Annotated in this window: 17 protein-coding genes; 12 read left to right on the top strand and 5 right to left on the bottom strand. The window is 60.5% G+C overall.

The annotated features are described in order from the left end of the window. Positions 1-111 precede the first annotated feature (111 nt). From FHX76_RS14175 to FHX76_RS14155, 5 genes are all read left to right on the top strand, one after another. Entirely contained in the window at positions 112-1,857 is a 1,746-nt protein-coding gene (locus tag FHX76_RS14175) for an MDR family MFS transporter (RefSeq protein WP_167151819.1), read from the top strand. A 13-nt stretch (positions 1,858-1,870) separates the two neighbouring features. Then, positions 1,871-2,524 (top strand): TetR/AcrR family transcriptional regulator, encoded by a 654-nt coding sequence (locus FHX76_RS14170; RefSeq protein ID WP_167151817.1) that lies wholly within the window; start codon positions 1,871-1,873, stop codon positions 2,522-2,524. Positions 2,525-2,723: 199 nt separating this feature from the next. After that, positions 2,724-3,386, top strand: a complete 663-nt coding sequence (locus FHX76_RS14165) for a PadR family transcriptional regulator (RefSeq protein ID WP_167151815.1) — start codon at positions 2,724-2,726, stop codon at positions 3,384-3,386. Positions 3,387-3,430: 44 nt separating this feature from the next. Continuing rightward, on the top strand, positions 3,431-5,302 hold the full coding sequence (locus FHX76_RS14160) for a DUF255 domain-containing protein (RefSeq protein ID WP_167151813.1): 1,872 nt from the start codon (positions 3,431-3,433) through the stop codon (positions 5,300-5,302). A 302-nt stretch (positions 5,303-5,604) separates the two neighbouring features. Then, positions 5,605-8,421 (top strand): hypothetical protein, encoded by a 2,817-nt coding sequence (locus tag FHX76_RS14155; protein WP_167151811.1) that lies wholly within the window; start codon positions 5,605-5,607, stop codon positions 8,419-8,421. Between the two features lie 152 nt (positions 8,422-8,573). Here FHX76_RS14155 and FHX76_RS14150 read toward each other — a convergent pair whose 3' ends face one another. The 3 genes from FHX76_RS14150 to FHX76_RS14140 form a co-directional block, all read right to left on the bottom strand. Beyond that, positions 8,574-9,455: a sulfurtransferase gene (locus FHX76_RS14150; protein ID WP_167151809.1), complete on the bottom strand. Its 882-nt coding sequence runs from the start codon at positions 9,453-9,455 to the stop codon at positions 8,574-8,576. A gap of 163 nt (positions 9,456-9,618) precedes the next feature. Beyond that, on the bottom strand, positions 9,619-10,203 hold the full coding sequence (locus tag FHX76_RS14145) for a CoA-binding protein (protein WP_167151807.1): 585 nt from the start codon (positions 10,201-10,203) through the stop codon (positions 9,619-9,621). Beyond that, a complete protein-coding gene (locus FHX76_RS14140) occupies positions 10,200-11,510 on the bottom strand; it encodes an O-acetylhomoserine aminocarboxypropyltransferase/cysteine synthase family protein (protein WP_167151805.1) in 1,311 nt (436 codons plus the stop codon). The genes FHX76_RS14145 and FHX76_RS14140 overlap by 4 nt, the downstream gene beginning before the upstream one ends. A gap of 234 nt (positions 11,511-11,744) precedes the next feature. On the opposite strand from FHX76_RS14140, the gene FHX76_RS14135 reads away from it, so the two are divergent. After that, entirely contained in the window at positions 11,745-13,004 is a 1,260-nt protein-coding gene (locus tag FHX76_RS14135) for an AGE family epimerase/isomerase (protein ID WP_167151804.1), read from the top strand. A 30-nt stretch (positions 13,005-13,034) separates the two neighbouring features. Here FHX76_RS14135 and FHX76_RS14130 read toward each other — a convergent pair whose 3' ends face one another. After that, a complete protein-coding gene (locus tag FHX76_RS14130) occupies positions 13,035-13,691 on the bottom strand; it encodes a hypothetical protein (RefSeq protein WP_167151802.1) in 657 nt (218 codons plus the stop codon). 236 nt (positions 13,692-13,927) lie between these two features. Here FHX76_RS14130 and FHX76_RS14125 point away from each other — a divergent pair, with 236 nt between their 5' ends. Beyond that, on the top strand, positions 13,928-14,986 hold the full coding sequence (locus FHX76_RS14125; protein ID WP_167151800.1) for an RCC1 domain-containing protein: 1,059 nt from the start codon (positions 13,928-13,930) through the stop codon (positions 14,984-14,986). A 21-nt stretch (positions 14,987-15,007) separates the two neighbouring features. On the opposite strand, the gene FHX76_RS14120 is transcribed toward FHX76_RS14125, so the two are convergent. Beyond that, the gene (locus FHX76_RS14120) at positions 15,008-16,765 is read right to left on the bottom strand and encodes a phospholipid carrier-dependent glycosyltransferase (RefSeq protein WP_167151798.1); all 1,758 of its coding nucleotides are present in this window, start codon (positions 16,763-16,765) and stop codon (positions 15,008-15,010) included. 115 nt (positions 16,766-16,880) lie between these two features. On the opposite strand from FHX76_RS14120, the gene rsmI reads away from it, so the two are divergent. From rsmI to FHX76_RS14095, 5 genes are all read left to right on the top strand, one after another. After that, positions 16,881-17,702: a 16S rRNA (cytidine(1402)-2'-O)-methyltransferase gene (rsmI, locus tag FHX76_RS14115; RefSeq protein ID WP_167151796.1), complete on the top strand. Its 822-nt coding sequence runs from the start codon at positions 16,881-16,883 to the stop codon at positions 17,700-17,702. A 219-nt stretch (positions 17,703-17,921) separates the two neighbouring features. After that, positions 17,922-19,511, top strand: coding sequence for an ABC transporter substrate-binding protein (locus tag FHX76_RS14110; protein WP_167151794.1), 1,590 nt, complete (start codon positions 17,922-17,924; stop codon positions 19,509-19,511). Next, entirely contained in the window at positions 19,512-20,480 is a 969-nt protein-coding gene (locus tag FHX76_RS14105) for an ABC transporter permease subunit (RefSeq protein WP_167151792.1), read from the top strand. Next, on the top strand, positions 20,477-21,400 hold the full coding sequence (locus FHX76_RS14100; protein WP_167151790.1) for an ABC transporter permease: 924 nt from the start codon (positions 20,477-20,479) through the stop codon (positions 21,398-21,400). Before FHX76_RS14105 ends, FHX76_RS14100 begins: the two co-directional genes overlap by 4 nt. Beyond that, on the top strand, positions 21,397-22,188 hold the full coding sequence (locus tag FHX76_RS14095; RefSeq protein ID WP_167151789.1) for an ABC transporter ATP-binding protein: 792 nt from the start codon (positions 21,397-21,399) through the stop codon (positions 22,186-22,188). The genes FHX76_RS14100 and FHX76_RS14095 overlap by 4 nt, the downstream gene beginning before the upstream one ends. Position 22,189 lies beyond the last annotated feature (1 nt).

The following is a 22,189-nucleotide window of genomic DNA, read 5'->3' as shown; positions in this document are numbered from 1 at the left end:
AATCACCACAGCATCCGACCGTTTGACGGGGTTCAGTACGAAGAAATAAATGCAGTAACTGTAAAGTTTTAGTTTCTGCATTCAAATTCTCGCCGTATCCGAAAGACCTCAATGACCGCGACTGACTCCGCTCGCTCCTCCAAGCACACACCAACGGCGGCTTCCGCCAGGCCAGACGGCATGCTGCCTCAGCGCCAAATCAACCTCATCTTTGTTGGTCTGCTCATCTCGATGCTGCTCGCCTCGCTTGACCAGATGATCTTCTCGACCGCGCTGCCAACCATCGTTGGTGAGCTCGACGGAGTGAACCACATGCTGTGGGTGACAACGGCCTACATCGTGGCCGTGACCGTGATGATGCCTATCTACGGCAAACTTGGCGACCTCATTGGCCGCAAGGTGCTCATGGTCGCCGCCATCCTGCTGTTCATGGCCGGCTCAATTATCGGTGGACTCGCACCTGACATGACCTGGCTCATCACCGGACGCGCCGTGCAGGGGCTTGGCGGCGGCGGTCTCATGATCCTCGCGCAGGCCGTGATTGCGGACATCGTTCCGCCAAAGGATCGCGGAAAGTACATGGGGCCAATGGGTGCCGTCTTCGGCCTGTGCGCCGTGCTCGGTCCGATCCTTGGCGGTTGGTTCACCGAAGGCATCGGATGGCGCTGGGCCTTCTGGATCAACATCCCGCTCGGGGTGCTTGCCCTCGCGGCCATCGCAATCTTCCTCAAACTGCCAAAGCGCGACTTTAGCCGCCCGAAGCTTGATATTGCGGGCATCGTATTTATGGCCATCGCCGTGACGAGCCTCGTGCTCTTCACCTCGTGGGGCGGCGGCGAATACGAGTGGAACTCGCCAGTCATCCTGAGCTTGATCGCGTCAACCATTGTGGCGTCGGTGATCTTTGTGTTTGTCGAATCTCGGGCCCAAGAGCCGATCATCCCGTTGCACCTGTTCAAGGATCGCAACTTCAACCTCACGACGATCGCAGGACTGATCATCAGTATCGCCATGTTCGGGGCCATCGGCTACCTGCCGACGTACCTCCAGATGGTGCACAATCTTGACGCGACAGCGAGTGGATTCTTGCTGCTGCCGATGGTTGGCGGGTTGCTCGTCACGAGCATCCTTTCCGGCCAGCTCGCGAGCCGCACGAGCCACTACAAGTGGATGCCGATTGTAAGCATGGTTGTTACCGCCTTCGCGATGTTCCTCATGTCCGGAATCAGCCCGGAAACCACGATGCTGACGATTGGTATCTACGTTGGCATATTTGGGCTTGGCCTTGGGCTTGGGATGCAAATCTTGGTTCTCATCGTGCAGAACTCGTTCCCCGTTTCTCAGGTTGGAACGGCGACCGCCTCGAACAACTTCTTCCGCGAGATCGGCGCTACGCTTGGCGCGGCAATCGTTGGCAGCATTTTTGTGTCGCGCCTGACCACGTTGCTCGCCGAGCGCATCCCCGTGTTGCCAGATGCGAGTGGCGGGAGTGCCAACACGGTTGACGCAAACGCGCTCACACCTGCCGTCGTGCGTGACCTTCCCGATGTGCTGCGTGATCCGATTATCAGCTCCTACAACGACGCGATGGTCCCGATTTTCTCGTATATGTTGCCGCTGCTTGGCATCGCGTTTCTCTTGCTGTTGTTTGTTGTCGAGAAGCCGCTTGAGACAACGCTCACCTACGGCGAAGACGTCGACAGCCCTGTGGCTGCTAGCGCCGCACACGCCGTCGTTACTGGCGCCGCAGCAGTATCCGGGGAGTCTGCTCTGGTTGGGGGCGACCACAAATCTCAGCCGGCATCAGCCGGGGCGCGAGGCCAGGATGGCGTAGGCCGAGAGTCTCGAAACGAATAGACTCGGAACCACTATGACCGATCAACCGCGACCCTCAGCAGCGCCAGAGCTTGGCCTGCGCGAGCGAAAGCAGCGTGAACTGCGACGCGCCATTGAGGCGATCGCGGTTGATCTGGTCAGCCAGCATACCTACGATACGGTCTCGGTTGACATGATTTGTGAGGCGGCCGACGTCTCGCAGCGCACCTTTTTTAACTACTTCGGGACCAAAGAAAATGCCGTTATGGGGGACGAGCCTCCGCGGGTGAGTGACGAGCAGATCGCGGCAATTGTTGACGACCCTCGCGACGATACCCTCGATGTGCTCTTTACCTTTCTGGCAAACCTGAACAACCTCACGCAGCACGATCGCACGATGCGTGAGAAGCGCCGTGAGATCGTGTTCCGCAATCCAGAGCTTATGAAATCGCTGTTCGCCAGAATGGATGCGCTCGAAGAGGTCCTCTCCGACGCTGTGTCCCGCCGATTGCAGCGGATGCGCGGGCTTGCCGAGTCAACAGCGGCGCTCCGTGAGGAGGCGCGAATGAACGTCAACGTTGTTGGCTCGTTGCTGAAGTTCAGCACTGACGTGTGGCTCCAAGAATCAGACCCCGCCAGCACCATTGTGGCGCTCAGCGAGGCTCGTCGCCTTGCCGCGCGGGTCTTGGCTCCGTCCGCCTCGACCTGAGTGCGCGAGGCCCTCAGCCGTTCGTTGGTCGTTGCCGCGAGGCGGTAGTCGTTTCCGGGTGTGCTATCTGATGATGATCGAAGTCATTTGGCCCTAATGTTTCACCAAATCGCCTTGCCGAGCCGAGTGTGACAAAATAGTTTACGGGTAGCCGCAACAACGATCAGTAAAACGGTGTTGTGGCTGGAAAAGGGGTAACATGTCGACGCTCAGCCCGACGGTGTACGCAATATTAGGGTTGCTCGCCGCAAAGGAATGGACAACGTACGAGATTGCGTTCCAAATGACCAAAAACATGGGGCCGGTATGGCCCCGTGCGGAACGTCAGCTGTATGACGATCCAAAAAAGCTCGTAGCCAAGGGCTACGCCTCCTGTCGAAAAGAAATGGTGGGGAAACGGCAGCGCACGCTGTACTCCATCACCGACGCGGGCAGGGTTGCTCTTGCCGAATACCTCGCAACCGAGCCCGCGCCGGCCATGCTGGAGTTTGAAGGCATGCTGCGGGTGTTTAACTCGGGCGAAGGATCTGTTGAATCGCTTCGTGGCTCCATCATGTCTGTCGCTGAGCAGGCTGAAGACGGCTTGGCTGATGTCAGGATCAAAGCGCAAGCACTCCTTGGCGACGAGGCAACGTTCCCAGAGCGTGCACATTCGACTGCCTTGGGCCTCAAGTACCTCGTTGGCTATTTTGCTGGGATCTACGAGTGGGCGCAGTGGGCCCTCGACGAGATCGCGTCGTGGGAGACCACATCGGTGCCGTCCCCGGAGGTCGCCGCGCGAACCCACGAATTGCTGAATTCGATTGCGAATCACCCACCGCTCGGCTCAACGACCAGCGCGAACCTGGCCAGGACAGAGTAAGGAGACAAGCCCTGCCAACGCTCTGGCGGGCCTAGACTTTGTGTGTGGGCACTCGACTGATTCACTCGTTGAGCCCATACGTGCGCGCTCACGCAGACAACCCCGTTGACTGGTTTCCGTGGGGCCAAGAGGCCTTTGCCGAGGCCGCGCGTCGCGACGTGCCTGTGCTCATCTCCATTGGCTACGCGACGTGCCACTGGTGCCATGTCATGGCGCGAGAAAGCTTCACCGACGCGGTGGTGGCAGAGCGACTGAACCGCGGCTTCGTAGCGATCAAAGTTGACCGCGAGGAGCATCCTGAGGTCGACGAATTTTACCTCGCGGCCGCTGGTGCATTCACCTCCGAGCTTGGTTGGCCGCTCAACGTCTTTGCGACGCCGACTGGTGAAACGTTTTTTGCCGGAACCTATTCACCGCCGACGCCGACGGGAGGCCGCCCATCCTTTACCCAGGTGCTTGCAGCCGTTACCGACGCGTGGACCGAGCGCCGTGATCAAGTCGAGGGAGGGGCTCGACAGCTCACGCGAGCGATTGCCGCATCCGCAACCATCGAGCCAACCTCGGCGACGGCAAACGAAGGCCTCGCGCTCAACGCCGCAGAATGGGCGAGGGTCGTCGACGACATCCTTGAGTCTGAAGATCGCGAATACGGCGGTTTTGGTCGTGGGCAGAAGTTTCCGCAGGCTCCGCTGCTTGAGTTCTTGTTTCGCGGCCGTGGTGAGCTTGCGGCGAACGCCGCCCTCCGTTCTCTCGACGCCATGGCTCGCAGCGACCTCCGCGACCGCGTTGACGGCGGATTCTTCCGGTACGCCACGAGGAGAGACTGGTCCGTCCCTCACTACGAGCGGATGCTGTACGACAACGCACAATTGCTTCGCCTCTATTCGCAGGCTGGCAGCGCTGAGGTCGCAGCGGGGATCGCCTCGTTTCTCGCTGACACGCTGTTGCAGGAGTCCGGCCTGTTTGCGTCGGCTCAAGATTCTGAAAGTACCGTTGACGGGGCGAGTAGGGAGGGCGACTTCTATAGGCTCGATGCTCGTGCGCGCGGGGGAGTTGCCAAGCCAGGTCTTGACGCCAAGATACTGAGCGGCTGGAACGGCCTCGCGATTCGTGCGTACGCCGAGTCCGGAGCGCGGGACCAGGACCCCGAACGACTTACGATTGCTCGCACCGCCGCCGACGCCCTGCTCGACCTGCACGTGCTCGGTGACGGGCGATTGGCGAGGGCATCCCTCAACGGAACGGCGTCGACAGCCGAGGCGACGCTCGAAGATTATGGCCTCGTTGCAGAGGGGTTGCTTTCGCTCGCGCAGATACTTGGCGAGCCTTCCTACGCGAGCGCGGCCCAACGGCTTGTTGACCAGACGATTACCGCGAGCGGATGCCGGGCACCAGGGGGCGGAGACCCCGTGCTCAGGGCCAAGGGGCTGCCGCGCATCGACATTCCCTCTGAGGGCGCCTCACCCTCCGGTCAATCGGCGATCGTTGGTGCGTGCCTGTCGCTCTACGAGATCACGGGCGATCGCCGCTACCGGATAGCCGCCGAACAGACGTTGAGGCCGCTTCGAGAGATTCTGCTCGCGGCTCCGAACGGGTTTGGGGCGCTCCTCACCGCGTTTGCCAGGCTCGACAACGATCTGCAACTCGTGGTCGTTTCGCCGTCAGCGCCTCGGCGCGATGACCCTCTTGTGGCGGCGGCGCATGCCGCGACAGCCGGTGGGGGAACGCTCCCGTACCTCCTGAGTGAGGACGCAGCCCGTCGCTTTGCAGATGCCGGGTTCGGCCTGTTGAGCGGGCGTACCGCTCGCGACGGGAACACCACGGCATACGTCTGCCGCAATGGTGTCTGTCGTTTGCCAGTTCAGCGGCCGGACGACCTGCTCTCGTCGATCGCAGGGGAGACAAATCTCGCCTGATCAGTCGCGTGCCCGGTGGATGTGCGGCGCTGTTGCGTCCGCTGAGCCGGGGTACCGCTGGCTTTTGGCGAAGGGGTACCTGACTTTTCCCGAGCCCCTACCTGTGTTTCTCGAATTGGTCTGACCACCCGTTTCCGATGCACAAAGCTACCAAGTGTGCGCTGGCGGGATGACCGCCGGCCGCGCCATCCTCCCCCCGGTTGGCCTCCACAACTCGTGGCGGTCTGGTCTCAACGGTGTGGTTTGGTAACACCCGCGTTGGGCGCCAATTGGTGTGCAGAAACAAAGGTGAACAACAGATCATGACATTATTCTCGGTTCGATCGGCAAAACGGGTGGGGAGCTCCGTTGCCGCCGTAGCGCTGACAGTTGGGCTCGTTTCGAGCGCCCTGCTGTACAGCTCAAGCCCCGTCAACGCGCAAGACACTGCGGCGCCGTCCGCAGATGCAGCAACACCGGATGCGGCAGCGACGCACGCGTTGCAGGTTGCGCCCGCGCCGGTCGAGGGCCCGGCGGAGGACGCATTGGTTCAGCCAGCGCCCGATGGAGAATCAACGGTGGCTCCGGCGGGGGACCCGGCAGCAGACACGGAACCTCACGGAGCCATTGACGAAACGCCAGCCCCACAGGAGAGCGGCGACTCAGAGGTCGTCACGCCTCCGGTTGTTGCCACAGAAGCCCCAGCGCAGGACGGCAGTGCTGCTCGCGCAACCGAGGCAACACCGCAGGCAGTGCCACAGGCAACACCTCAGGCCGCAGCGTTGGCCTTCGCGCCACTCGCCGCACGCACCGTCACCATCAGCGGATCGGCACAAGTGGGTTCTGTGCTCACCGCCACTGCGGCAAACTTTAACGGAACTAACGGCATTACCTATCGCTGGGTCAGCACTACGGCCAACAACAGGGATGAGCGAGTCATCCAGTCAGAGTCGAGCAACCGAAGCTATACGATCAAGCCGGCAGACCTTGGGCGAAAGATTTTTGTCGACGCGTATCGTGGCATGTGGGAGGAAGCCTCATCTACGGGCGTACTCGTCACTCAGACAGAGCAAACCGGAGCCGCAGCAAACGCACAGGGCATCAATAAGGTAGACAACACCGTGAGCGTTGGGCTCTCGGGCTGGGCTCCGGGAACCGCGTTGACGTACGCCTGGACGCTTGGCTCAGCCTCGCTCCCCAACAGCTCCTCGTCCCTCACCTTGAGCCCAAGCCAGGCAGGGAAGGACCTTAAGGTTGTTGTCACCGGCAAGAACGCTTCCTACGCTGACACCACACGAACGGTGTCCTTCGGGACCGTTGCGAAAGGAACGCTGACGCCGGGCTCGCTCGCCTTTGTCTCGGCGCCGAGCGTCAGCACTGGAGCTGCCGCAGCACTCAATGGCTGGCCAGCAGACCTGAGCGTTTCAATCGAGTGGCGTGTGGAAGGCATCTGGCGGCAGTCAACGACGGTATTGAGCATTCCGCTCTCCGCTGCTGATCTCGGAAAAACGGTGACGCTGAAGGCCACGATAGAAAAGCCTGGTTATGACGTCGCATCCAAAACCGTCTCCGCGGTTGTTGCCGCTGGCACAATCGTCACGACGCCCGTTCGGCTGTCAGGGGATGCCCGCGTTGGAAGCGCGCTTAGCGTTGCGGCTGATCACGGCTGGAACCCAGCTCCCGCATCCTACGACGTGCAGTGGTTCCGAAACGGAGTTGCCATGCCAGGCGAGACCGGTCTGAGCTATACGGTGCTGCCAAGCGACATTGGAGATGAAATTGTGGCCAGTGTCTCGGGAAGCGTTGACGGGTACGAGCATGCAACTCGCATCTCGGATTCGCGCACCGTGAGCGAAGGCATCGCCCTTATTTACGATGTTATAGCGGGAGGACCTGCGGTTGTCGGGTCAACCCTCTCCGCTACGACTGGTATCTACTTGCCGGTGAGCGCAGAGCTGTCATACCAGTGGTATGCAGATGGAGACGCCATTGAGGGCGAGACGGCGTCGACCCTCGCCATCGGACCTGACCTTCTCAACAAGGCCGTCACCGTGACAACAACCGTATCCAAAACCGGATACCGGTCCATGGACGCAACAAGCCCCGCCAGGATCATCCAACCAGGTTCGCGGGTGAACGCTGACGTTACCGTTGAGGGCAACGCAAACGTTGGCGAAACGCTGACCGCGCGCCCCGGCGCATGGGCCCAAGGCTCGGAGTTCAGCTACCAGTGGCAAGTTGGGGGAGTTGACGTTCTTGGTGCGACCGGTTCGACGTTTGAACTCCTCCCGGCATACCTCGGACAGAACGTCTCAGTGAACCTTCTGGTCACCGAGCGCGGATACACCCCAGGAACCGCGACGTCTGAGCCAATTGAGGTACAGGCCGGTGCGCTGACCCCCGGAACCGTTCACATCGAAGGAACGCCGGTCAAGGGCGCCATCCTCGAAGCGAAGGCAGACGGATGGCCAGCGGACGCGGCGCTCAGCTATCAGTGGCAGCGCAACGGCGTCGCCATCGTCGGAGCGACCGCCGCCCTGTACCAGGTGACGGACGCCGACGTGAACACCGAGCTGACCGTTGTGGTTCTGTGCACCCGTGACGGCTACACCCCGGCAGAAGCCGATTCCGAAGCGGTGAGCCCACTCGCTGGGTCTATTACCGTCTCAGCCGCCAACGTGGTCGCTGGTGGAGCCATTACGATTACTGGCAGCAACTTCGTCTCAGGCGCTGCCGTCCGTGTTGAACTCCATTCGACGCCGGTTGTACTTGGCGAGGTAACAGCATCGGGCACTGGTGGCTTTACGCTGAACGCGACTATCCCCTCGGGAACGACGCCTGGCTCGCACACGGTCAAGATCATTGACCCTGACACCGGCGAGGCGGTTGCCGAAGCCGTGCTGGCTGTGAGCCCAGTGACACCAACCGATGACTCGGCCGTCCCGAAGCCTGACGGAAACGGAAACGGTTCGGGCACGGGCAACGGCTCGGCTCCTGTCACCAAACCGGCAGGGGCATCCACCGGCCTTGCCGTGACCGGAACAGTCTCGGATGTTGCGCGCACGGTTGGCCTTGGCTCGCTTGTGCTCCTGCTCGCGGGTCTTGTGTTGCTCGTTGCACGTCGCAGGAGCGAAAGCTAAGCGACTCATCAATTGCCCGTGGGTTCAGCCGGAACGCCCTTGCGGCTGAACTCACGGGCTGAATCCCCCTGAAAGGGTCACCAAGAGACCTGAACACCAATGAGGCTCCTTCCCCAATGTTGGGGAAGGAGCCTCATTGCTCTGTGCCGGTGTTAGCTCGTTGTAACGAGTGGCGCCCCTGGATCTGCCGCCCATTCGATCAGCGAGCCATCGTAGAGCGCAACGTTTTTGTGCCCGATGAGGGTGAGAGCGAGAGCATCTGCCGCGGCGGCGATACCGGCGCCGCAGTACACAACAACGCGGTCAGCGGTTGTGGCCTCTCCGAGGCGGTCGGCGAGGGCTTCCCTGCCGAGGAACGTGTTTGTCGCTTTGTCGAGCAGCCGAACGACGGGAGCGCTGACGCTGCCCGGAATGTGGCCTCCTCGTACGCGAGGGTTGACCGCGCCCGTGAATTCTTTTGGCGGGAGACCGCAGACCAGCGAGGCCTGTTCAGTTCCGGCGACAATGCCCTCGACGAAGGCCTTATCAACCCAGAGTTCTGGGCGCTCGTCAGCGGTAAAGCTGCAGGGGTCTGGTTCGACATGGCCGTATTCAAGCGGGAACTCGTTTGCGTTCCAGGCCTTGAGCCCGCCATCAAGCACAACAACGCGGTCGTATCCAAAGGCGCGGAAAAGCCACCATAGGCGTGCGGCAAAATGCCCAAATGACGAGTCGTAGACGATGATCGTTTTTTCGTTGTCGGCGCCGATTGCGCCGGCGGCATCCGCAAATCGCTGCACGTCGGGTTTGCTGAAGGGCACCCCGGTTGATGGGTCGGAAAACTCGTTGATGAGATCGGCAAAGACGGCACCCGGCAGATGCCCACCAACCATAAACTCCTCGTCGCCGCTGACATAGGCGTACTTGCCATCTGGCGTATCAACAAGAAACGCGCTTGCATCGACCAGAATGATGTCTTCCGAACCGAGGTGGTCGTAGACCCACTGCGCGGACACAATGGGGCTGTCGGGCTTTTCAGGAAGTATCGAACTCATACCTCCATGGTGTCAGCCTTGCGGCCGCGAACCAAGCCCTAGCGCAAAGCGGGGTAATGTGCGCCGAATAAGGTGAAGCGCAAGCCTGAACGCAGAACGCCCCCCACACCATGCGGGTGTTGGGGGCGTTCCGAAGGGTGTTGACCTGCGGTGGGGGCTGAGCCTATCGCAGCGTCTTGCGGGCGGTAATGTGCCCTGTGTCAAAGCCAAGCAAGTGCAGGCCGCCGTGGAATCGAGCGTGCTCAATCTTGATGCATCGGTCCATCACAACGGTGAGGCCCTGCTCTTCGCCGTAGTATGCGGCCTCTTCATTCCAAATGCCAAGCTGCACCCAAACGATGGGGCTTCCTGCCGCCTTGACCTCGTCAATAACCGATGGGATGTCGCTCGCGCGGCGGAACACCACAACGATGTCGGCAACCTCAGGTAACGACGCAAGATCTGGATACGCCTTCTCTCCAAGGATCTCGTCGGCGTTTGGGTTCACAAAGTACACACGGTAGTCGCTTGACTGCTGCAGGTAGGTTCCAACGAAGTAACTCGAACGAGCAGGGTTTGGCGACGCGCCAACGATCGCTACGGATGTTGCGCCGCGAAGCAGCGCAAGCCGCTCTTTTGCCGTTGGCCCGATCCAGGTGCGCTGGGTGCGAAGCAGCTTTGCGAGCGGAGAATCCGCAGGCAAATCACAGCTCAGCCCGTTTGCGAGCTGCGTGGTCACGAGCTCTCCGGTTTCGGTTGTTGCGGTCATGCTGACTCCTTTGCTGCAACGCTCTGCACAGCGATGTCGAGGGCTTGATCGAGATCGTAGATGATGTCGTCGACGTCTTCAATGCCAACGCTCAACCGAATGGTTCCCGGGTGTACTCCCGCGTCGACCAGCTGCTGGTCGGTGAGCTGGGCGTGGGTTGTGGATGCTGGGTGGATGATGAGCGTTTTGGCATCGCCGATGTTGGCGAGGTGGCTGGCCAGGTTGACGTTCTCGATGACCTGGCGGCCAACATCGCGCCCGCCCTTCACCGTGAAGCTGAAGACCGAGCCAGGTCCCTTCGGGAAGTATTTCTTGGCGCGTTCGTGGTGCGGGTGCTGCGGCAGACCTGCCCACGATACCGACTCGATGCGGTCATCGGCATCCAGCCATTCGGCGACGCGGCGTGCATTGTCGACGTGGGCCTGGATGCGATAGGGGAGCGTCTCGACTCCCTGCGCGAGCAAGAACGCGGAGTGCGGCGCGAGGGTTGGGCCGATATCGCGAAGCTGTTCTGCCCTCAGCCGGGTGAGGAAGGCGTATTCGCCAAAGTTGCCAGACCATTTGAGCCCGCCATAGCTTGGCACGGTCTCGTCAAAAAGCGGGAAGCGGTCGCTGTGCCAGTTGAAGCGACCCGACTCAACAACGACGCCGCCAAGCGTTGAGCCGTGGCCGCCAAGGAACTTGGTTGCCGAGTGAATCACGATGTCTGCACCCCATTCGAAAGGGCGGTTCAGGTATGGCGTTGCAAGCGTTGCGTCAATAATGAGGGGGATGCCCGCCGCGTGGGCGACCTCGGCAAGGCCCTCAACATCGGCGATTTCTCCTGAGGGGTTTGCAATTGACTCGGCAAAAACAAGCTTGGTCTTGTCGGTGATGGCCGCAGCGTAGTCTGCTGGGTCTGACGACTTCACAAACGTTGTTTCGATGCCAAATCGGCGAAGCGTGATGTCGAGCTGCGTGATTGAGCCACCGTAGAGATTCGCGGAGGCAACAATGTGGTCACCCTGCCCGGCGAGCGACGCAAACGTGATGTACTGCGCGCTGAGCCCACTTGCCGTTGCAACGGCGCCGAGGCCACCCTCGAGGCTTGCGATTCGCTCTTCAAAGCTGGCAACCGTTGGGTTTGACAGGCGCGAGTAAATGTTGCCGTATTTCTGCAGCGCGAAGCGTGCAGCGGCATCGGCGGTGTCGTCAAAGACAAACGCACTCGTCTGGTAAATGGGAAGCGCACGTGCGCCGGTAATTGGGTCTGGAATGTTGCCCGCGTGAATGGCGCGGGTGTGGAATCCGTATTCGCGATCAGCCATGAGCACAGACTATCCCGAGGGGTACAACGGTGCCCGCTGGCACGTATCGATCCGTAACAATTCGTCGTACGCGGATGTCAATATTGGGACTCCCCGTCGGCTGGCCTTGGCGCTAGGCTGACATGCATGGTCAGGTAGGCAGCGACGCATACCGGTTGACCATCGTATCCGGGTCGGGGCTGACCCATCCGCCGGCACTCCGGCGCACACCACGAATTACCGCTGAGGAGCGCAATGATGCTTTCCCAACTGACCACCGCAGAACACACGCACGAGTTGCTTGCCTTCGCGAGGGGTGCCGCCCTGCCAACGGGCGGATTTGGGTATCTCAGGAGCGACGGCCGTGTTGATACGTCTGTGGCCGTCAGCACCCTTATCACGGCAAGGATGACGTACTGCATGAGTATCGCTTCCGTTCTTGCGTCGAGCCCAGAAGGTGAAGCCGTGCGGCTTCGCGACGAGGGTGCTGGCATCGCCGAAGCTGCGCAGCTTGCGGAGCACGGTATCCGTGCGCTCTCGACGCTGCTTCGTGACACGCGCAATGGCGGCTGGGTTGTTGACCTTGGCGACGAGCCGGACGCGTCGGATAAGCGGGCCTACCAGACAGCGTTTGTGGTGCTGGCAGCGTCGACCGCATCCCGAGCCCACGTTCCCGGCGCAGAACGCCTGCTTGTTGACGTGCTCTCTGCGGTTGAAACGCACTTTTGGTCTGAGCGATACGGAGCGCTTATCGAGTCTTGGAACGCCGATTGGACGGTTCGGGAACCGTACTGGGGAGCGAACGCCAATATGCACGGAGTCGAGGCGCTGCTTGCCGCCCACGGCGCGACGGGCGACCCGCTCTGGCTTGCGCGGGCAACACGCATCGCTGACACATTCATTCAGCAGCGGGCCCGCGCCAATAACTGGATGCTTGCCGAGCACTTTGCCGACGATTGGACGCCCCTGCCCGACTACAATATCGAACGGCCAGACGATCAATTCCGCCCCTTCGGCGTGACGATCGGACACCTGTTTGAGTGGAGCCGCCTGCTCCTCGAACTGGGCGCGGCGTATCCTGCGGGCGCTGCTCCTGCGTGGTTGCGTGAGTGCGCCGAAGGACTCTACGCAACGGCAAGGCGAATCGGTTGGTCTGTTGACGGTGCAGAAGGCTTTGTCTACACCGTGGATTGGGTCGGCGAACCTGTTGTCCGCGAGCGCCTGCACTGGGTTGTTGCCGAAGCAATTGGCGCTGCCGCGACCCTGCATTCGGTAACAGGCCAGGAGTCATACCTAGTCGATCTCCGCAGCTGGCAATCGTACGCAGCGCGGTACCTCCTCGATAGGGAACAGGGGAGCTGGTACCACACGCTCGATGCCAAGAACCGCCCGACGGACGCCGTATGGTCAGGAAAACCAGACGTCTATCACGCGTTGCAGGCTGTGCTGCTCGGTGACCTGCCTGTTGGCCCGACGCTGTTTGACCGTCTGGTGACTCTGAGCCGCAACGAGTGACACCAAACGTTGTTGTTGGGAAGCTCCTGGCTAGGGTATCGGTACCGAAGCGGCGTCAAGCTGGATGCCAAAATTCACTGATTTTGCATTATGCCGGAACGGCGTGCTTGGCAAGAGCTCAACACCAATCGTGAGGCTGTGTTCGACGCCGGCGTTGAGCCCGGAGATGAGTCGGAGCGGCTTAGAGTTGAATTCTTCGAGCGTGAGTCGTGACAGGGTTGCGGGAGCGTTGTCGTAGAAGAGTGAAAATCGAAGATACGGAAATACGCTTTGGCAATCGGCCGCGCATGCGGCTGAGGCGACAAGTGTTGGAATAACGTTGCCGCTTGGTGACTGAGGTGCGATGCGAAAGCTCACGATCGATGTTGCCGATGGAGTGTCGTTAAACGTCCCGATTGAGTTGATGCTTGCGGGTATGATCTGTGGTTTCGACGGGTCTGCCGCGGTTACCCACGAACCAGCGGCGTCGCGTATTTGCACTTGGAAGGTGTTCGCCCCGACGCTCCCAGAGCTGCCGAGCGTCGTGCGTCCGTTGTCAACATAGGCGGCCGAAGTGGCCTGGAAGCTGAGCGCCGAGACCAGAATAGGGCTGCCGAGAGCGAGCGCTCCAATGGCAAAAGCGAGACGTTGCCGTTTGCTGGATGATCGTTCGAGCCGACGCGATGGCTGACGGTGAGAACTTTTCACTGGCGGGGTCCCTTCAGTCTGGGGGTGGGAAAGCGCGTTCAGCTCACAGGGCATACGTGCGCGTATCAGATGCCTCTTAGGTGCAGTCGGGTCGGTAATCCGTTACACAATAAAAAATATTAATTTGTCAAGATATTATTTGCATTAGTGTTATATGGTGGATGAACTAATTTCCATGGCGTGATTATAAAGACTAACTGTTGCCGCGCCACTAATATTGTCGTGAGGTATGAATTGTGGATAAAAAGAAGTCGCTTGGCGCCGCACTAGGTGCCAGCCTCATTGCATCGGTCATCGTGGGGATTACACCTCGAATTGACGACTCATCCGCGGCATATACCTCGCAGGCCCACATTTCTGCGTCCAATTACGGGGTGGGGCTCCAGCAAGTGAGCGCAGCGTTGTATGTTCGTGCGCTTGCCATCCCTCCTCAGATGCGCGGAAAGACGATCAAACTCATTGCGGGCGGGTCAACAATTGCGCTTGCGGTCGATTCGAATAACGTCATTTATCCCTGGGCAAGCGACAACCTTTATGGTCAGCTGAACGTACCATCGTCGTTGAGCGGGCAGAGTATCCAGTCTGTTGCAGCCGGTGCCTGGCATGCCTTGGCGCTCACGAGCGCGGGCAAGGTTGTCGCATGGGGAAGCAATGCTGTGGCCCAAGCAACGGTTCCAGCTGCACTGGCACCCCTTACGGTGCGCCAAATTGCAGCTGGGTACAATAAATCGTTGGCGCTCACATCGACCGGCCGGGTCTATAGCTGGGGTGAGTACGAAGTAGATCCGTCAAATGCGAGCTCAGTGCGAAAACCCGCAGTCAACCTCTCTGAGACGTATCAAGGGAAAGTAAAGCTTATCGATACCGGCATCTTCTATGACATTGCCGTCACCACAAGCAATCAAATCGTGCGGTGGAATGCCTATCGGAGTGAAATCCTGCCGTCAGCCGGCGAAATAGTGGGGGTCGCCGCGGTACGGCATAATACAGTTGCGATTACGTCAGACGGTCGAGTGCTCGGATGGGGACCGTCACGCGCAGCGTTGACAATCCCCGCGTTTGTTCAGGCAAAGACGATCGTCAGTATCAACGCTGAAACTCCATTTGGTTCGAGTCCTATTGTGCTTGCACTGGACGCAGAGGGATCGATCCTCGCTTGGAACACTGATACCGGAGCAAATATGACCGCTCAGCTTACGCCGCTTGACTCCGAAGAGAAACGATTCACTGCCGCCCAAGTTGTCGGTGGTGGAACCGGCAACGAGGGCTCAATCGCCATTCAATCTGAAGGATAGAAACGAGTCGCCGGTCTGCTGTTAGCGCCAGCCCGGCAGCCAAACGTGTAGCTGCCAGAACGAGAAGCTTGTGCGGGTGCCCGTCCAGAGCGGGTAGAAGAACACGCTTGTGGCCACAATGAGTACAAGTACGAGGGCAACCCACCATCGCCTGGCAGAGACTGCGTGTGAGGGTTGTGTGTCTCCGATTCCCCACAACCGGGCGAGGGCGTAGGCAAGTGCAAGATACACAAACGGGGCGTAGGAGATTGTGTAGAACTGGAACACAGCTGAACGGCTAAACGTGAGCACCCAGGGCAGGTAACCACTGGCTGCCCCCATCGTGATGAAGAACGCGGCCCCATCTCGGAATCGAATGATGCGGTAGATGAGGTAGCCGATCGCGATGAGCCCTCCCCACCAGATGAGTGGGTTTGGTAGCGAGGTGATGGCCTCGCTGCAGGGCGATCCGACGCATCCGCTTTTGCCGGGCTCGACGTATTCGAAGTACATGCTGGTTGGTCGCAACGCGAGGGGCCAGCCGAGTGGATGGGCCTGGTACGGGTGTTCCTGCTGCAGCGTTGAGTGCCAGCCGTACATGCTCTCGTGGTAGTGCCAGAGGCTTCTCGCCCAGTTGGGAACGATGCTCCAAACCCCTGTTGCCTCGTGCCCTGGCTCTGATGCCCAGCCCCGATTCCAGGCGGTAGGCGTGAGGAGCCATGAGGTCCATGTCGCCAGATATGCGACAAGGGCGACGGGGACCAACAGCGCAAACGAGGTGATGCCCTGCTTCACGATTCCCGCGGTGAACCACGCATCAAGCTTGGCACGTCGTCTCGCGACAAGGTCACAGACCACCACGTAGATGCCGAAGAACGCAAGAAAGTAGAGCCCCGACCATTTCACACCCGCCGCAAGTCCAAACACGACCCCCGCAGATACGAGCCAGGGCCTCCTCCAGAACACGGGACCCCAGTCGCCTCGACTCGCAATCCGAGCGCGCTCCGCGAGGTAGCGGTCTTTGAGCGTTGGGTTTGCTACGAGTTCGTCGGCGGTTGGGGGCTGCGTGAATGCCGGAACCGGATGCTCGGCGAGCCACGCGTTCCAGGCGGCATTCATCCGGTCGCGGTCAATCGCTATGAACCAGGCGCCAATGAGTCCAAGAAGCATCAGGAAGTTGTCGAGCAGGCTGACCCGTGACAGCACAATCGCGAGGCCGTCAATCGCCATGAAAAAGCCGGCAAGAACACCAATTGCGGTTGATCGGAAGAGTCGGCGGCCAAGGAGCGTGACAATAAAGACAGCGAGCGTGCCGGCGAGGGCAGTGCTGATGCGCCATCCCCAACCGTTGTCTGCGCCGAAGACGAGCATCCCAAGGCTAATCAGCCACTTGCCGAGCGGAGGGTGGACCACATAGGAGGCTTCGTTCAGCGAGCGGCCGATCTCGTTGGGGCCAAAGAGTTTTCCGAGGTCTTCTGGCCAGCGGGTTGGGGCGCCGTGAAGGAGTTGGCTGTAGGCGTCGCGAACGTAGTAGATCTCGTCAAAGACAAGCACATTGGGGTGGCCGAGGTTCCACGTTCTCAGGATGAGCGCGAGCAGCGTCACCCCACCGATTGCGATCCAGCGGCCCTGACGGACGGCCCTCGGGTCTGATCGCCAGGCACCAATCTGCCACCAGGTGAGGAGTTGGGCAGCGACGCGTGCGCCCAACCAGGGTGCGCTCGCTTCCTTCGGCGTCACCTTGGCATTCTGCGCGGGTGATGGCGGGGTCACTGGGGTGGGTGCGGTCGTCGGGCTCACCTTCACATGCTAGCGTCCGAGACACCCCCATAGTTTTGGCATTCCGGTCTTTTCTTGGCATTCTCGTTGGGTTCTCGCGGGCTGGTTTGCCCCCGGATGCGGGTACGCTGAGGTGGTGATCATTCTTGCGGCGACGCCTATCGGAAATCTTGGCGATGCTTCACGTCGACTCATCGAGACGCTTGAGTCTGCGGCCGTGGTTGCCGCGGAAGACACGAGGACAACCGCGCACCTCCTGAGGGCGCTTGGGATCGAGAATCGGCCGAAGCTCATTAGCCTGCACGACCATAACGAACGAGAACGTTCCATCGAGCTTGTTGCGGAGGCCGCGGAGTCCGACATCGTGGTCCTGAGCGACGCAGGGATGCCAACGGTCTCAGATCCCGGTTACCACCTCGTCTCCCTCGCCGCAGAGCAGGGGGTGCGAGTGACAGCCATCCCGGGGCCGTCTGCGGTTATCACCGCGCTTGCCGTTTCTGGCCTGCCGACCGACCGGTTCTGTTTTGAGGGCTTCTTGCCAAGGAAGCAGGGCGAGCGGCTGCGGATGCTCGGCGAGCTGTCTGGTGAGCGCCGCACCATGGTGTTCTTTGAGTCTCCCGCGAGGCTCGCCGCGTCTCTTGCCGATGTAGTCACCGTTTTTGGTGCTGAGCGTCGAGTTGCCGTCTGTCGTGAGCTCACGAAGATGTTTGAAGAAGTCCGGCGGGGGAGCGCCGCTGAGGTGGCTGAATGGGCGGCCGATGGTGTCCGCGGAGAGATCTGTGTGGTCGTCGAGGGCGCCAATACCAGAGCGGTGAGTGCAGACGAGGCGCTTGCTCAGGTCCGGTCGTTGGTTGCTTCCGGAGCGAGGCTCAAGGATGCTGCCGGTGAGGTCGCGGAGCAGACGGGCCACAGCAAGCGTGACCTGTACCAGGCCGCCCTGACCAAACCGTCGGCGTAGAGCTGAGCCGTGACGCCAATTGCATCAATTTGGTATCGGAACCGTCACTTTGGGCAATGATGCTCGCGCGCGCCGACCGGGTGCTTTACCCTCTGTTGAGGAGTATGTCTGCCAGCGTCGGCGCTACTCGATATCGTGTATGAACGCGAGTCGAGGCCGACAACGGTCGTGCCTCACTTGATGCTCACACCCGTCTGACCATTCAGGAGAAACCGAAGCATGTCTCAAGACAATCGCCCTGCGGGCCCGGGTAAGCCAGCCTACGAGAAGAAGTCGCGTTCAAACCGGAAGGTGCTCTACGGCATCCTCGCGATCATTGCTGCCGCCGTTGTCTTTGGCGTTGCGTTCCTTGTTGGGCAGTCGACACGTGCCGGCGAAGAGAAGCCAGGATCATCTGCTTCTGGGACACCAACAGACGGCGGATCGCTGCGGGTTGGCCTGAGTCTTGAGCCAACCAATCTCGACGTTCGTAAGACAGCAGGCGTTGCGCTTGATCAGGTGCTGATCGATAACGTTTACCAAGGCCTCGTTGGGCTCGACGCAACCGGTGACATTGTCCCCGTTATCGCGAGCGACTACACGCAGTCCGACGACGGACTCACCTACACCTTTACCCTCAACGACGACGTCGTCTTCCACAGCGGCAACGCGCTGAGCGTGAACGATGTTGTGTGGTCGTTGACTCAGGTCACAGAAAACGAAGATTTCCGTGGCAATGCTGAGCTCAGCGATGTCACCGCGATCACGGCCGTTGATGATTCAACGGTAGAAATTACGCTTGGCCAGCCGAATTCGCAGCTGCTCTGGTCCCTTGCCGGACGCGCCGGGCTCATCCTCGAAGAGGCGAGCGACGTTGATCTTGCGACATCTGCCAACGGAACTGGCCCGTTTGTAGTCGACAACTGGAAGCAGGGCGACAGCCTCACGCTCAAGCGTTACAACGAGTACTGGGGTACCCCTGCCAAGCTCGATTCGATTGTGTTCCGCTATATCACCGACGGCAACGCTGCCCTCAATGCAGCGCTTAACGGCGACGTTGACGTGCAGACCGCGGTCTTCCCCAACCTGGTCAGCCAGTACGACACGCGAGACGACTTCGACGTCGTCAACGCCGACAGCTCCGAGGTCTTTACCCTCGCCTACAACAGCGGCAGGGCTCCGCTCGACAACCTTGCCGTGCGCCAGGCAATCAGCCAGGCGATCGACACTGATGCGCTCATCGAGTCCATTGAAGGGGCAGGCAAGCCGCTCGGCAGCCCCATCCCCTCTCTTGACCCCGGCTACACCGATCTCACGAAGGTCAACGCGTACGACCCTGAGCACGCAAAGCAGCTGCTTGCCGAGGCGGGGCAGAGCAACCTCACGCTCACGCTCACCGTGCCGAACCACTACGAGATGACGCCCATCAACTTGCTTGTCTCACAGCTTGCCGATGTTGGCATCACGCTGAATGTGCAGTCGGTCGAGTTCAGCACCTGGCTTGAGCAGGTGTACACCAACAAAGATTACGACCTGAGCTACGTCAACCACGCGGAAGCTCGCGATTTTGGCAACTACGCCAACCCCGACTACTACTTCAACTACAACAATCCAGCGGTTGACGCACTGTACGAAGACTCGCTCAGCGCAACGAGCGACGACCAGGTCGACAGCAAGCTTGCCGAGGCGTCCGCGCTTGTTGCGGCGGATGCGCCAGCCAAGTGGCTCTACAACTACACCCCGCCAACGGCGATCAGTACGAAGGTCTCTGGGTTCCCAACGAGCAACACGAACGCTCGCTTGAACCTGGTTGCGGCTACAGTATCCTAAGTGACCCGTTTTTTAGTCGTCCGGCTGCTGAATCTGCTGCTTGGACTGGTAGTGGCGAGCGCGGTGATCTTCGTGACGCTGCGTATCTTGCCAGGCGACGTCGCAGCCGTGATCGCGGGGTCACAGGCCTCACCTGCCAGGGTCGAAGCTATTCGCGAGTCGCTCGGGCTGAATCGCCCGCTGCTTGTGCAGTACTGGGATTGGGTTGCTGGCCTGTTTCGACTTGACCTTGGAAACTCGGTTGTTACCGGCACGCCAGTGGCGGCCGAGATCACGCAGAAGATGCAAGTGACGCTTCCGCTTGCTGGTTTGTCCCTGTTGATTGGCGGGCTTATCGCCTTTCCGCTCGGCATTCTCGCTGCGATCTGGAACCGTCGGGTCCTCGGCAGGCTCATCACCGTTGTGTCCATTACCGCCGCTGCCGTTCCCGTTGTGTGGGGCGGACTCATGCTCATTGCGATTTTTTCTGGCTGGCTCGGGGTCTTGCCGTCACAAGGATTCCCAATTGACGGTTGGTCAGACCCTGCTCGCGCCTTCAGGTCGCTCCTGCTTCCAGCCCTCACTATTGGGCTGATCGAGGGAGCCGTGTTGCTTCGCTTTGTTCGCAGCGCGACCCTCTCCGCACTCGGAGCTGATCACGTTCGCACGGCAGCAGCTCGTGGCCTTACCAAGACAAAGGCCCTCATCACGCACGGACTTCCCGTTGTTGGGCTTTCGCTCGTGTCCATTCTTGGGCTGCAGGTTGCCGCCCTCGTTGTTGGTGCCGTCGTCGTTGAGCAACTGTTCAACCTTCCCGGAATCGGCCGGATGCTCGTTGTCGACGTCGGAAACAGGGACCTCTCAAAGGTGCAGAGCGAAATCTTGGTGATCACCGCCATCATCCTTGTGGTTGGTACCCTGATCGATATCGCCCATCGTATTATTGACCCACGCCAGTTGCAGGCTGAAGCGGAAGCGGGGCGATCATGACCCTCACCACCACGCGTGCGCAAGGCAGCACTCCGCGGCCGGGCTGGTTTCGGCGACTCGTGAGCGATGCACGTGGCGCGGCCTCGCTCGCCGTCATCGCTGTCATAGCCCTCACCGCCCTTGTATCGTTTTTCTGGACCCCATACGACCCGGCCGCGGCCGACGCCTATGCCCGCTGGCTTTCGCCGAGCTGGGCTCATGTGCTCGGAACCGACGGTGTCGGGCGTGACATATTCTCGCGCATCATGGTTGGGGCACGGGTGACGGTGCTTGTTTCCGTCGCCGCTACCGCGTTAGCCGCAGCGTTCGGAACGTTCCTTGCCGTTGTGGGCGCATTCGGGCTCCGCTGGGTGCGCGAGCCCGTGATTATCCTGATTGACGTGCTCATCGCCTTTCCAACGCTGTTGATCGCTATGATGCTCGCCGCGAGCCTCGGCGGGTCGCTCGCCGTTGTGATCGTTGCCGTCGGAATCAGCAACGGGGTCAATATTGCTCGGGTCCTCCGTCCAGAACTTCGTCAGGTCGCAGGGGCCGATTTTGTGCTTGCGGCCAGGGCGAGTGGAGTCGGAAGAGGCGGCATTCTCCTGCGCCACATCCTGCCAGGTGTTGCTCCGGTTTTCATTGTGCAGCTCTCGCTCACCGCAGCGCTCGCGCTGCTCGCAGAGGCAGGGCTCAGCTACCTCGGGTTTGGGGCGCCAGCAACAACCCCCTCCTGGGGGCGGATGCTCGCCGAAACGCAGTCCTACGTTACCGTCCATCCGCTGGCCGTCATCTGGCCTGGACTCGCCATTACCATCGCCGTGCTTGCCTTCCACCTGCTTGGCGATGCGCTTCGCGAAGCGACGGACCCGAGACTGACACGATACTCGGGGATTGACCGCACCATGCGCCAGCTGCGCACGATGGGAGGGCCACGATGAGTCTTATCGTTCACGAACTGTGTGTCAGCATCGGCGGGCGCCAGGTAGTTTCCGGTGTGAGCTTCGAGGTTTCCGATGGCGAACGCGTTGGCATTATTGGTGAATCCGGTTCCGGAAAATCACTGACCGCGCTTGCAATTCTTGGGCTACTTCCTGCCGAGGCCGAGGTGGGCGGAAGCATCCTGTTCAACGGGCGCGAACTTGTTGGTTGTTCCGATCGAGAGCTTGCGGCGATTCGCGGGGACCAGATCGGCATTGTTTTCCAGGAACCGCAAACGGCGCTGAGCCCCCTTATCCGACTCGGCAAGCAGATGACCGAGTCGTTGCGCATCCACTACACGCTGTCTCGTACGCAAGCGAAGGACGCAGCAGTTGAGCTTGCCAGGCGGGTGGGTTTGCCTGATCCAGAATCCATCGTGCGCTCGTATCCACACGAAGTCTCTGGGGGGCAGCGCCAGCGAGCAGCCATCGCCGCCGCAATCGCGGCCGGACCAGAGCTGCTCATTGCCGATGAACCAACAACTGCCCTCGATGTGACGGTGCAGAAGGGGGTACTTGAACTGTTTCGTGAGCTCAGCGACGAGACAGGGTCGAGTCTTGTCTTCATTACGCACGACCTCGCGGTACTCAAACAGATCGCCGACCGCATGATTGTGCTCGACGACGGCGCCGTTGTTGAGAGCGGCACCGTCGATGCGGTGCTGAGTAACCCGCAGCATCCAAGCACGCGGGCACTTGTTGCAGCGGCACTGGCCACGTCTTGGCGACGACCGGCAGTAGGGGAGTAGC

Source organism: Lysinibacter cavernae, from assembly GCF_011758565.1.
Classification (GTDB): Bacteria; Actinomycetota; Actinomycetes; order Actinomycetales; family Microbacteriaceae; genus Lysinibacter; species Lysinibacter cavernae.
This window is presented reverse-complemented; position numbering and strand designations above follow the sequence as displayed.